The sequence below is a fragment of the Corynebacterium sp. NML 120412 genome (genome assembly GCF_002285155.1).
Taxonomy (GTDB): domain Bacteria; phylum Actinomycetota; class Actinomycetes; order Mycobacteriales; family Mycobacteriaceae; genus Corynebacterium; species Corynebacterium gottingense.
In genome coordinates this window covers 1406126-1418687 of sequence record NZ_NSGL01000001.1, presented here as the reverse complement: position 1 = coordinate 1418687, position 12562 = coordinate 1406126, and the positions used below count along the sequence as shown (strand labels likewise).

General features: G+C 66.0%; 13 protein-coding genes. All 13 read left to right on the top strand.

The window, feature by feature from the left end:
- Positions 1–123: 123 nt before the first annotated feature.
- The 13 genes from infC to CKJ84_RS06405 all read left to right on the top strand — a co-directional run bounded on the left by infC (position 124) and on the right by CKJ84_RS06405 (position 12514).
- Positions 124–672, top strand: coding sequence for a translation initiation factor IF-3 (gene infC, locus CKJ84_RS06465; protein ID WP_205691350.1), 549 nt, complete (start codon positions 124–126; stop codon positions 670–672).
- 31 nt (positions 673–703) lie between these two features.
- Complete coding sequence (gene rpmI, locus CKJ84_RS06460; RefSeq protein ID WP_095278838.1) at positions 704–898, top strand: 50S ribosomal protein L35; 195 nt, start codon at positions 704–706, stop codon at positions 896–898.
- 57 nt (positions 899–955) lie between these two features.
- Complete coding sequence (gene rplT, locus CKJ84_RS06455; RefSeq protein WP_095546290.1) at positions 956–1339, top strand: 50S ribosomal protein L20; 384 nt, start codon at positions 956–958, stop codon at positions 1337–1339.
- Between the two features lie 107 nt (positions 1340–1446).
- The gene (locus CKJ84_RS06450) at positions 1447–1950 is read left to right on the top strand and encodes a TM2 domain-containing protein (protein WP_095546289.1); all 504 of its coding nucleotides are present in this window, start codon (positions 1447–1449) and stop codon (positions 1948–1950) included.
- A gap of 22 nt (positions 1951–1972) precedes the next feature.
- Positions 1973–2785 (top strand): RNA methyltransferase, encoded by an 813-nt coding sequence (locus CKJ84_RS06445; protein WP_095546288.1) that lies wholly within the window; start codon positions 1973–1975, stop codon positions 2783–2785.
- A 116-nt stretch (positions 2786–2901) separates the two neighbouring features.
- Positions 2902–3948: a phenylalanine--tRNA ligase subunit alpha gene (pheS, locus tag CKJ84_RS06440; RefSeq protein WP_095278842.1), complete on the top strand. Its 1047-nt coding sequence runs from the start codon at positions 2902–2904 to the stop codon at positions 3946–3948.
- 33 nt (positions 3949–3981) lie between these two features.
- Positions 3982–6492: a phenylalanine--tRNA ligase subunit beta gene (gene pheT, locus CKJ84_RS06435; RefSeq protein ID WP_095546287.1), complete on the top strand. Its 2511-nt coding sequence runs from the start codon at positions 3982–3984 to the stop codon at positions 6490–6492.
- A 51-nt stretch (positions 6493–6543) separates the two neighbouring features.
- On the top strand, positions 6544–7587 hold the full coding sequence (gene argC / locus CKJ84_RS06430; protein ID WP_095546286.1) for an N-acetyl-gamma-glutamyl-phosphate reductase: 1044 nt from the start codon (positions 6544–6546) through the stop codon (positions 7585–7587).
- A gap of 72 nt (positions 7588–7659) precedes the next feature.
- Complete coding sequence (argJ, locus tag CKJ84_RS06425; protein WP_095546285.1) at positions 7660–8874, top strand: bifunctional glutamate N-acetyltransferase/amino-acid acetyltransferase ArgJ; 1215 nt, start codon at positions 7660–7662, stop codon at positions 8872–8874.
- A 19-nt stretch (positions 8875–8893) separates the two neighbouring features.
- Positions 8894–9874: an acetylglutamate kinase gene (gene argB, locus CKJ84_RS06420; protein WP_095546284.1), complete on the top strand. Its 981-nt coding sequence runs from the start codon at positions 8894–8896 to the stop codon at positions 9872–9874.
- The gene (locus CKJ84_RS06415; protein ID WP_095546283.1) at positions 9871–11082 is read left to right on the top strand and encodes an acetylornithine transaminase; all 1212 of its coding nucleotides are present in this window, start codon (positions 9871–9873) and stop codon (positions 11080–11082) included. Before argB ends, CKJ84_RS06415 begins: the two co-directional genes overlap by 4 nt.
- Positions 11079–12020 carry an ornithine carbamoyltransferase gene (argF, locus tag CKJ84_RS06410; protein ID WP_095278848.1) on the top strand — a complete coding sequence of 314 codons (942 nt, stop codon included), beginning with the start codon at positions 11079–11081 and terminating at the stop codon, positions 12018–12020. Before CKJ84_RS06415 ends, argF begins: the two co-directional genes overlap by 4 nt.
- A complete protein-coding gene (locus CKJ84_RS06405; protein WP_095278849.1) occupies positions 12017–12514 on the top strand; it encodes an arginine repressor in 498 nt (165 codons plus the stop codon). Before argF ends, CKJ84_RS06405 begins: the two co-directional genes overlap by 4 nt.
- The last annotated feature ends 48 nt before the right edge of the window (positions 12515–12562 follow it).

The following is a 12562-nucleotide window of genomic DNA, read 5'->3' as shown; positions in this document are numbered from 1 at the left end:
ACGGGTCAACGGTATGGCGCACGCGAGACGTGTGTTGTGCTGAACGGATGAACTCCCGCTGGCGTAAACGCTAGCGGGTTTTTCGTGTGGGATGACGTCGCTTGGGGCTTGGTAGCGATCACATTGTCATTCTCGTCTTTAGGAGTTCTCATCAGCGCTGAAGCTCGGATCAACGAACGAATCCGCGTACCGGAAGTTCGCCTCGTCGGCCCGTCCGGCGAGCAGGTGGGCATTGTCCGCACGGATGATGCCCGCAAGTTGGCGTACGACGCGGACCTCGACCTGGTCGAGGTCGCGCCGAAGGCCAAGCCGCCCGTGGCCAAGATCATGGATTACGGCAAGTACAAGTACGAGCAGGATCAGAAGGCCCGCGAGGCTCGCAAGAACCAGCAGCAGACCGTGGTGAAGGAACAGAAGTTCCGCCCGAAGATCGATGAGCACGATTACCAGACGAAGAAGGGCAATGTCGAGCGCTTCCTGGAGAAGGGCAACAAGGTCAAGGTGACCATCATGTTCCGTGGCCGCGAGCAGTCGCGTCCGGAACTCGGCTACCGCCTCCTCGAGCGTCTTGCAGACGACATCGGTGAGCTGGGCGTGGTCGAGTCTCGTCCGAAGCAGGACGGTCGCAACATGACGATGGTCTTCGGGCCGGCTCGCAAGGGCAAGAAGTAGCACACATTTTCAACTCTGAAGGGCTTTTACCATGAAGCAGAAGACCCACAAGGGCACCGCAAAGCGCATCAAGGTCAACGGCAAGGGCAAGCTGCGCCGCGAGCAGGCCGGCAAGCGCCACCTCAACGAGTCGCTGTCCTCCAAGCGTCGCCGCAAGCTGTCCGGCACCACCGACGTCGCACGGGCAGATCAGAAGCGCATGAAGCGCCTTCTTGGCCGCGCATAGTTCAACCAGCGCCCCGTAACCAGCACAAATACCGAATAAGTAAAGGAAGTTTGACTCATGGCACGTGTGAAGCGTTCAGTCAACGCCAAGAAGAAGCGCCGCGCAATCCTCAAGTCCGCGAAGGGCTACCGCGGCCAGCGCTCCCGCCTGTACCGCAAGGCCAAGGAGCAGTGGCTGCACTCCCAGACCTACGCGTACCGCGACCGTCGTAAGCGCAAGGGTGAGTTCCGCAAGCTGTGGATCCAGCGCATCAACGCCGCTGCTCGTCTCAACGACATCACCTACAACCGCCTCATCCACGGCCTGAAGCTGGCCGAGGTCGAGGTCGACCGCAAGATCCTCGCCGAGCTTGCCGTCAACGACTTCGCTGCGTTCACCGCGATCTGCGAGATTGCCAAGAACGCCCTCCCAGAGGACGTGAACGCTCCGAAGGCTGCGTAAGCACCCTTCGCTTATCGACGCCCACCTTACCCTCGCACTTGCGAACGGGTCGGGGTGGGCGTTTCGCGTGCCCGGGCGTGTTCGGGTGCCTGAGTAAGGTGTGAGACATGACGAACCCCTATGACAACGGCACCAACAACAACACCGGTGGACCCTACGGGAGCGGGTACCCCAGTGGACACGGCAATGGTGCAGATGACTGGTACTGGGACGAGCAGGGCGCGGCTGCCAACGAGTGGGCGCGCACCCGGCAGTTCTACGGCGGCAGACCCGGTAGCGCGAGCGCTCCCGCGCTGTCGGATCACTTCGAAACACTTCGCTCCTCAACCGCATCCGTGCAGCCTGTGAGGCAGCCCCGCGCATGGCCCCTTGCTGTCCTGCTGTGCCTTTTCTTTGGGCTTTTCGGTGTGCACAATTTTTACTTGGGGTACACCAAGCGGGGGCTTGTCCAATTGGGGCTCCACTTCTTCGGCTGGTTGACGACGTTCTTCTTGGTTGGCTTTGTCGTGTTGGGGGTGCTGGGGATCTGGGTGCTGTGCGACCTCGTCAGAATTTGCACGCGCAGCGGCTTCTACTCCACGGACGCGGACGGCGTGCCGTTGTTGCGGTAGCACGCCGGTAGAATCTAAGGCCATGAGCCTTGATTTCACGCAACCCTTTACTGAGCGCACCCCCCGAGTCGTCAACGCGGCGAAGCTGCACCGGGCGCAGGCCCGAAAGAAGGCGAACCGCTTCTTGGTGGAAGGCGCAAACTCAGTGGAGGCGGCCGTGGCGACGGGCGCGGCCACCGATCTTTTTGCCACAGAGCGTGCCGCAGACGAGTTCGCGGACATCATCACCACGGCGGACTACATGGACGTGTTCACCCACGCCATTACTGATCAGGCGGCGAAGCACATGTCTGATACGGTCCACACCACCGGGCTCTTCGCCGTGTGCAAGCCGTCGCTGTGGACTGTCGGAGCGGCGCTGCGCGGGACCCCAGAGTTCGTCGCCGTAGGCGTGGAAACGAACGACCCAGGCAACGCGGGCACCATCATCCGCATCGCTGACGCTACCGGCGCGAACGCCGTCATCTTCGCCGGCGAGACGGTGGACTCGGAATCTTCCAAGGTTGTGCGCGCTTCCGCAGGCTCGCTGTTCCACCTCCCCGTGGCCCGCGAACGAAACATCAAGGACGTCCTGGGACAGTTGCGTGCCAAAGGCCTGCAAATCGTCGCAACGGCCATGGACGGCGAAGTCTCCCTCGACGCAGCGGGGGAGGTGCTCGCGAAACCCACTGCGTGGCTCTTCGGCAACGAAGCGCACGGGCTCCCCGACGAAATCCTGGAACTGGCTGACCACCGGGTAGCAATTCCAATCAAGGGAAGCGCGGAGTCATTGAACCTCGCCACCGCTGCGGCAATGTGCATGTGGGAGTCGTCCAAGGTGCTCGGCCAGGAATAGGCATTGCGGCCGGTGGTGGTGGCTCGCTTGGCTTTGGGGCGCGTCAGGGGTCGTCGGGTGCGCCCGGGTATGCTTGTGTGCGCTGAAATATCACCAGACAAGTGGAAGGGACGAGCGTGTCCGAGACCCCGGAGATTCAACTGACCGAGGAGGCGCTAGACAGCGCTGCCGCGGCGGCGATCGAAGCGTTTGAGAACGCGGCAGACTTGCCGGCGCTGGAAGAGGCGCATAGGCAGCATCTGGGGGAGAAGGCCTTTATCCCGCAGGCGCGGCGGGCCCTGGGCACCCTTCCGAAGGACCAGCGCAAGGACGCTGGTCGGATGGTGAATATGGCGCGCGGGCGCGTAGAGAAGCGCTTTGCGCAGCTGCGCGAGCTGCGCGAGGCCGAGTACCGTGCGCAGCAGCTCAAGGAAGAAGCGGTGGATGTCACGCTGCCGACGACTCGCGGTCAGGTCGGGGCGATGCACCCGATCACCACGCTGAGCGAGCAGATCGCGGACATCTTTGTCGGCATGGGCTGGGAAATCGCCGAGGGACCGGAGGTTGAGGCGGAATACTTCAACTTCGACGCGCTCAACTTCATCCCGGATCACCCCGCGCGCACCCTGCAGGACACCTTCTACATTGGTGAGCCGGGCTCCAAGCAGGTCATGCGTACGCACACCTCGCCGGTGCAGGTGCGCTCCATGCTGGATCGTGACGTTCCGCTGTACATCGCGTGCCCGGGTCGCGTCTTCCGTACCGACGAGCTTGACGCCACGCACACCCCGGTGTTCCACCAGATTGAGGGCCTGGCCGTGGATAAGGGGCTGACCATGGCGCACCTTCGCGGCACCCTGGACCACCTGGCCAAGACGCTGTTCGGGCCGGCGGCGAAAACCCGCATGCGTACGAACTACTTCCCGTTCACGGAGCCGAGCGCTGAGGTGGACGTGTGGTTTGAAAACAAGAAGGGCGGCGCAGGTTGGATCGAGTGGGGCGGCTGCGGCATGGTCAACCCGAACGTGCTGCGCGCTGTCGGCGTGGATCCGGAGGAGTACCAGGGCTTCGCCTTTGGCATGGGCCTGGAGCGCACCCTGCAGTTCCGCAACGGGCTGACGGACATGCGCGACATGGTCGAGGGCGACGTGCGTTTCACCCTGCCGTTCGGCGTGCAGGCGTAAGCAGGCAATAGGAGAGAAGGGACAAGGACAACAATGCTGATTTCCAAGAACTGGATCACTCGCCTGCTGCGCAACGCGGGCAACGAGGGCTGGACCGTCACCGACGAGGAGCTGGACGCAGGCTTCGTCCGCGTGGGCTTCGAAACGGAGGGCTACGCGCCGATCGAGGAGACTACCGGCCCGCTCGTGCTGGGACGCGTCGCCGAGATTGAGGAGCTCACCGGGTTCAAGAAGCCGATCCGCTACTGCCAGGTCGACGTCGGCGACGCGAACGGCACCGGCGAGCTGCAGGGCATCATCTGCGGTGCGCGGAACTTCGCGCTCGGCGACTACGTCGTAGTGTCGCTGCCGGGCGCGGTCCTGCCGGGTGGCTTTGCCATCTCCGCGCGCAAGACCTACGACCACATCTCCAACGGCATGATGGCGTCCGCCGCGGAGCTCGGCATGACCACGAAGAGCGACGGCATCATCACCCTGCCCGAGGGCATGGGCAAGCCGGGCGATGATGCCCGCGAGATCCTCCAGCTCGATGACACGATCTTTGACGTCAACATCACCCCAGACCGTGGCTACGCGCTTTCCGCGCGCGGCCTGACCCGCGAGATCGCCTCCGCCTTTGACCTCACGTTCACCGATCCCGCCGCAGACCCGCAGGTCGCAGCCGTGGACACCTCGCAGGTCCCCGCAGCGCAGGGTTCGCTTATCGACGTCACCGTGGACGACTCCACCCGCGCTCGCCGCTTCGGGCTGGCCAAGGTCGAGGGCATTGACCCGGCAGCGAAGGCCCCGTTCTGGATGCAGCGCGAGCTCATGCTCTCCGGCATCCGCTCCGTCAACGCGGCGACTGACGTGACCAACTACGTCATGCTGCTCCTCGGCCAGCCGATGCACGCCTTTGACGCGGACAAGATCTCCGGCAACCTGCACGTGCGCAACGCGTCGGTGGGCGAGGAATTTGAGACGCTGGACCACACGAAGCGCACCCTGCTGGACTCCGACGTGGTCATCACCGACGACGCGGGCATCCAGTCCCTCGCGGGCGTGATGGGTGGCGTCACTTCTGAGATCTCGGACGAGACGGTAAACGTGTACTTCGAGGTCGCCAGCTGGGACGAGCTCACGGTGGCGAAGACGGCGCGCCACCACAAGCTGAGCTCGGAGGCGTCGCGCCGGTTCGAGCGTGGCGTCGACCCGGCCATCGTGGAGGTAGCCCTGGACGTTGCGTGCGCGCTGCTGACCAGCATCGCTGGCGGCGAGATCGCGTCCGGACGCACCCTCGTCGGCGCGGTCCCGCAGCGCGAGGCCATTGAACTGCCGGTGGCCGCGCCGTCCAAGCTCATCGGCGTCGAGTACGCCGAGGAGACGGTCGTGCGCCGCTTGGAGGAGGTCGGCTGCGTCGTGGAGAAGGCGGCCGAGGGCATCCTGGCTGTCACCCCGCCCACCTGGCGCGGCGACCTCACCGTCCCGGTCGAGCTGATCGAGGAAATCGTGCGCCTGGAAGGGTTGGACGACATCCCGTCTCTCCTGCCCACCCCGCGCGGTGGCCGCGGTCTGACTCCGGCGCAGCAGCGCCGCCGCGCCGTGACGCACGCGCTGGCCTATGCCGGTTACGCCGAGATTATCCCCACCCCGTTCATGGCAAACGGCACCTTCGACACCTGGGGCCTGGACGAGGACGACCCGCGCCGCAATACCGTGAAGGTGCAGAACCCGTTGGATACTGACTACGGAGTGCTCGCCACGACGCTGCTGCCGGCGATGCTCGAGGCCGTAGGGAAGAACGTGGCACGCGGTCGCGCTGACATCGCGATCTACTCGGTGGCGCAAACGGCGTTCAGGCGCGCGGAGGCCTCGCCGCTGCCCAGCGTGGAAGCTCGCCCCGACGAGGCGACCATCTCGGGCATCCTGGATTCGGTGCCGCATCAGCCGCTGCATGTGGCAACCGTCGCGCTGGGCAACGCCGAGGAGGCAGGCCCATTCGGCCAAGCCCGCGCCTACACCTGGGCAGACGCGCTCGAGTCAGCGCAGGTCGTGGCCCGCGCCGCAGGCGTTGAGCTCACGGTTGCCTCTGCGGAGTACCTGCCGTGGCACCCCGGCCGCTGCGCCGAGCTGCGCGTCGGCGAGACCGTCGTGGGGCACGCCGGCGAGCTCCACCCGCAGATCTTGGAGGCGCTCGAGCTGCCGCCGCGCGTGTGCGCGATGGAGCTCGACCTCTCCGCACTGCCGTTTGCGGAGGTCCTCCCGGCACCCATCCTCTCCGTCTACCCGGCACTGCACCAGGACATCGCGCTCGTCGTCGACGAGGCAGTGCCGGCCGAGGAGGTCCGCAGGGTCCTCGAAGAGGGGGCAGGTGAGCTGCTCGAGGGCGTCACGCTTTTCGACGTCTACCGCTCCGAACAGCTCGGCGAAGCCAAGAAGTCCCTGGCCTTTGGCCTGGTGTTCCGCGCACCGGACCGCACGCTCACCGAGGACGAGGCTTCCGAGGCCCGCCTCGCGGCGGCGGAGGCAGCCAAGGATCGCTTCGGCGCCGAGATGCGTGGCTAAACCAAGAATGAATAATTTGCAGCCGACTGCATAAAAGCGTAGGGTGTCTGTATGACACTGAACGTAGCAGTCGCCGGGGCGACGGGGTACGCAGGCGGAGAAATCCTCCGCCTGCTCCTGCGCCACCCCCTGTACGAGTCGGGCGACCTCACCATCGGCGCACTGACCGGAAACTCCACGGCGGGGCAGTCCGTCGCGGAGCTGATGCCACACCTGCCGCAGTTGGCGGATCGGGTCATCGAGCCGACCTCTGTGGAGGTGCTCGGCGGGCACGACGTCGTCTTCCTCGGGCTGCCCCACGGGTTCTCAGCCGAAATTGGCGCGAAGCTGCCGGACACAACGATCGTGATCGATTGCGCGGCGGATTTCCGTCTCCGTGATGCCGGCGCGTGGCAGCGCTACTACGGCTGCGCGCACGCGGGCAGCTGGCCCTACGGTATTCCGGAGATGCCCGGCCACCGCGACCAGCTGCGCGGCGCGACCCGCGTCGCTGTACCCGGCTGCTTCCCAACGGGTGCGACCCTCGCCGCCTACCCGGCCGTTGCAGCGGGGTTGGCGGCGCCCGACCTCCGCGTTGTGGCTATCACCGGGGTCTCGGGCGGCGGCAAGAAAGCGTCCGTCGCCATGCTTGGCGCAGAGACGATGGGCTCGCTTAAGACGTACAAGACCGCAGGCGCGCACCGGCACACCCCGGAGATCGCGCAGAACATCGCCGAGGCCACGGATGAGGACGTCACCGTGAGCTTCACCCCGGTCCTCGCACCGCTCCCGCGCGGCATTCTCACCACCGTGACCATGCCGCTGCGAAGCGGGGTCGACGCCGCCACCGCTCGTGCGGCGTACGAGTCAGCGTACGGCGACGAACCGTTCGTGCACGTCCTCCCGGAAGGCGCGCACCCGCAGACGCAGCACGTCGTGGGTGCAAATACGTGCCACGTTCAGGTTGAGGTCGACGAGGGCGCCGGAGTACTGCTCGCCACGTCCGCCATTGACAACCTGACTAAGGGCACCGGCGGCGCGGCAGTGCAGTGCATGAACCTCGCCCTCGGACTGGACGAGACGGCCGGCCTGCCACGACAGGGCGTCGCCCCCTAGCCCAGGCACACCTGGAAGATCATCCCTACAACGCCACCCGCGCGGCGACCTCTACACAGAAAGCGAGACACCATGGAAACCCCACACCCATCACCGAGTACCCACAATGCCGCCGAAGCGCCCCGACTGAGTGTGACCGCCCCGCAGGGGTTCCGCGCCGCGGCGACTGCGGCGGGCATCAAGCCGTCGGGGAAGTCGGACATGGCACTCGTGGTCAACGACGGCCCGAATGACGCCGCGGCCGCGGTATTTACGCGCAATCGCGTGAAGGCGTCGCCGGTCAAGCTGTCGCAGGCGGCGCTGGCAGACGGTGCGCTGCGCGTGGTGCTGTACAACTCCGGGAACGCGAACGCATGCAACGGCGCGCAGGGCGACGCGGACGCTCGCGAGTCCCAGGCGCTCGCCGCAGCGGCGCTCGGCGTCGAGCCCTCGGAGGTGGCCGTGTGCTCGACCGGGCTGATTGGGGAGTTGCTGGACATGGGGAAGGTGCGTGGTGGCGTCGAAAAGCTGCTGCCCCTGCTCGGCGACGACGAGGCGCTGGGCGAGGCGGCGGCTGACGCGATTTTGACGACGGACCTTGTGCGGAAAGAGGCTGGCTACCACGGCGAAGGCTGGACGGTCGGGGCGATGGGCAAGGGCGTGGGCATGATGGCGCCCTCGCTCGCCACGATGCTGGTGTGCATTACTACCGACGCTGCCGCGACACCCCAGGCGCTGGACGCCGCGCTGCGCAAGGCGACGAAGGTGACGTTTGACACCGTCGATATTGACGGCTCGACCTCCACCAACGACACGGTCATCGTGATGGCCAACGGCGCGAGCGGGGTCACACCGAGCCAGGACGAGCTAGATCGCGCGATCCACGCGGTGTGCGATTCGCTGGCGCGCCAGATGCAGGCCGACGCCGAAGGCGTAACCAAGCGCGTCAACATCACGGTGACCGGCACCGCGAGCGATGACGACGCACTCAACGCCGCCCGCACGCTGGGCCGCGACAGCCTGTTCAAGTGCGCCATGTTCGGCTCCGACCCGAACTGGGGCCGCACACTCGCGGCGGTCGGCATGGCGGACGCAGCGATGGACCCCGAGAACATCGCCGTGTACTTCAACGGGCAGCCGGTGTGCGAGCGCTCTACCGGAACGCCCGGCGCGCGCGATGTCGACCTCTCCGGCGTGGACATCGACGTCCGCGTGGACCTGGGGACCGGGGGCCCGGGCACCGCGACGGTCCACACCACCGACCTGTCCCATGACTACGTGGAGATCAACTCCGCGTACAGCTCCTAGTTGGAAGGGCAACGAAGCAATGAGCGAACCAACTCCGGCGCAGCCGCTGAAACCCCTGAAGCATCTCAGCAGCGAGGACCGCGCACACGTCCTCGCGGAGGCCCTCCCGTGGCTGCAGCACTACCGCGACAAGATCGTCGTGGTCAAGTACGGCGGCAACGCCATGATTGATGAGCAGCTGAAGGCCGCGTTCGCCGCGGACATGGTGTTTCTGCGCACGGTTGGCGCAAAACCCGTCGTCGTGCACGGCGGCGGGCCGCAGATTTCGGCGATGCTCAAGCGGCTGGGCCTCGATGGGGGGGAGTTTGTTGGTGGCTTTCGCGTCACCACGCCGGAGATCCTCGACGTGGTTCGCATGGTCCTGTTCGGCCAAGTCGGCCGCGACCTGCTGGGCAAGATCAACTCGCACGGCCCTTACGCGGTGGGGACCTCCGGCGAGGATGCCGGGCTGTTTACCGCGGAGCGCAGGCTTGTCGACGTCGACGGGCACCCCACCGACATCGGTCTGGTCGGCACGATCACGGACGTGAACCCCTCGGCAGTGATGGACATCATTGAGGCCGGCCGGATCCCCGTCGTCTCCGGCATCGCGCCAGGTGAGGGCGGCGACGTGTACAACATCAACGCCGACGAGGCAGCCGGCGCGCTGGCCAAGGCGATCGGCGCGGAGCGCCTGGTTGTGCTCACCAACGTGGAGGGCCTCTACACCGACTGGCCGGACAAAGACTCGCTCCTGTCCAAGATCCAGGTGCGCGAGCTCGAGCGCATGATGCCAGACCTGGATTCCGGCATGATCCCCAAGATGGGGGCCTGCCTGACGGCGGTGAAAGGGGGAGTGCGCGCTGCCCACGTGATTGACGGCCGTATTGCCCACTCCGTGCTGCTGGAGCTGCTCACCGAGGGCGGTATCGGCACCATGGTGTTCCCGGATGCTTTTGACGTGAACAACTACCCAGAGGGCACGGCCACCACTGTGTTCAGGAAGGATGAAAACGCATGACCGAGCAGACGCACTCCACGCAACCAGCGCTCGCGGCCTGGGGCGACACGCTCATGAACACCTACGGCACGCCGCCCGTGGAGCTCGCCCACGGCGAGGGCGCGCGGGTCTTTAGCTCGCAGGGCGCCGAGTTCATCGACATGTTGGCCGGCATCGCGGTCAACTCCTTGGGCCACGCCCACCCGGCGGTGATCGACGCCGTCACCGAACAGATTGGCAAGCTGGGCCACGTCTCCAACCTCTTCGCCTCCGAGCCGGTGGTGCAGGCCGCACAGAAGCTCAAGGCGCGGTGTGGCGACGATGCTGCGCGACTGTTCTTCTGCAACTCGGGCGGCGAGGCGAACGAGGCTGCGTTCAAGCTTGCTCGCTTGACTGGGCGCTCGCGCGTCCTCGCCGCGGTGAACGGTTTCCACGGCCGCACGATGGGTTCGCTCGCGCTTACCGGCCAGCCCGAGAAGCGCGCGCCGTTCGAGCCCCTGCCCTCCGGCGTGGAGTTCTACCCCTACGGCGACATCGACTACCTGCGCAAACTCGTGGCCGTAAACCCGGGTGACACCGCGGCGATCATCCTCGAGCCGGTCCAGGGCGAAACCGGCGTCATCCCCGCGCCCGAGCATTTCCTCACCCAGGTCCGCCAGCTGTGCGACGAGTCCGGGGCGCTCATGCTTATCGACGAAGTCCAGACCGGCGTCGGACGCACCGGAGACTTCTTTGCGTTCCAGCACGAAGGCATCGTCCCGGACGTGGTGACCATGGCTAAGGGGCTCGGCGCCGGCCTGCCCATCGGCGCGGTCCTGGCGCGCGGGAAGGCCGCGGAGCTGTTCACCCCGGGCTCGCACGGCACGACCTTTGGCGGCAACCCCGTCGCGTGCGCTGCGGCGAACGCGGTGCTGGACACTGTTGATGACGCCTTCCTCGCGGAGGTGCGCCGCAAGGGGGAGAAGCTCGCTGCGTCGGTCGCGGCGTTGGACGGCGTGCAGGAGGTGCGCGGCCGCGGCCTTATGCTCGGGGTGGTGCTCGACCGGCCCGTGGCCAAGGACGTGGTGGCGAAGGGGCTGGAGCGGGGAGTGATTGTGAACGCTCCGTCGACAAGCGTGGTGCGACTTACGCCGCCCCTCATCATCACGGACAATGACATTGATGCGGCCGTTGAGCGCATCGCGCTCGCGCTTGCCGACGCCACCGAGAACGAAAGGAACGACTCATGACCAGGCACTTTTTGGCTGATGACGATCTGACGCCGGACGAGCAGGCCGAGGTGCTTGCGCTCGCCGCCGAGATGAAGCGCGACCCGTATGCGAAGCGCCCGCTCGAGGGGCCGAAGTCTGTGGCCGTGCTCTTTGACAAGACGTCCACACGGACCCGCTTCTCCTTCGACGTGGGCATCCACCAGATGGGCGGGAACGCGATCATCACGGACACGTCCAACTCCCAGATGGGGAAGGGGGAGACGCTGCAGGACACGGCGGCGGTGCTGTCCCGGTTTGTTGACGCGATCGTGTGGCGCACCTACGCGCATGACAACTTCCACGCGATGGCCGAGACCGCGACGGTCCCGCTGGTCAACGCGCTGTCGGATGACCTCCACCCCTGCCAGATCCTCGCGGACCTGCAGACTATTCAGGAAAACTTCGGCCGCCTCAAGGGGCTGCGCGCCGCGTACCTGGGCGACGGCGACAACAATATGGCGAATTCCTACATGCTCGGGTTTGCCACCGCGGGTGTGGACATTGCCATCGTCGCGCCCGAGGGGTTCCAGCCTAAGGAGCAGTTTGTGCAGCGGGCGCGCGAGCGCGCCGAACAGACCGGCGCGACGGTCACGGTGAGCGCCGACCTGGCCGCGGTGGACGGCGTGGACGTGGTCATCACCGACACGTGGGTGTCCATGGGCATGGAGGACGACGGGTTGGATCGTCGGACCCCGTTTTTGCCCTACCAGGTCAACGCGGAGGTCATGGCACGCGCGTCGGAGGATGCCGTATTCTTGCACTGCTTACCTGCGTACCGCGGCAACGAGGTCACGGCGGAGGTGATCGACGGCGCGCAATCGCGCGTGTTCGACGAGGCGGAAAACCGGCTGCACGCCCAGAAGGCATTGCTGGCGTGGCTTATGGAACACCAAGACGAGGAGGAACACCAGGTATGACCCAACCCGTATCGCGCACGGCGCGACAGGCCCGCATCCTTGAGATCATCGGGAGCACACGGGTGTCTTCGCAGGCGCAACTCTCCGAATTCTTGCAGGCCGACGGCATCGACATCACCCAGGCGACGCTGTCGCGCGACCTGGACGAGCTTGGGGCGAAAAAGATCCGTCCCCTTGGGGGCGGCCGTGCGTATTACACGGTGACCTCTGACACGGGGTCGCTCTCCGTCGTGCAGACCGGGCCGCGGGACAAGCTGCGCCGCATGATCGAGGAGCTCGTCGTCTCGGTGGACTACACCGGCAACACCACGGTCTTGCGCACGCCTCCCGGCGCCGCGCAGTACCTGGCCAGCTACATCGACCGCGTCGGCCTCGACGAAGTCGTGGGTTGCATCGCGGGCGACGACACGATCTTTGTCCTGGCTCGGGAGCCGCTCAGCGGCAAGGAACTGGGCGAAAAGATCTTCGGCCACGCGCACCCCGCCAACGAATAGCGTGTTCCGCAGCAGCGGGTCACAGGAAACGCACATCCCCGGGTAACC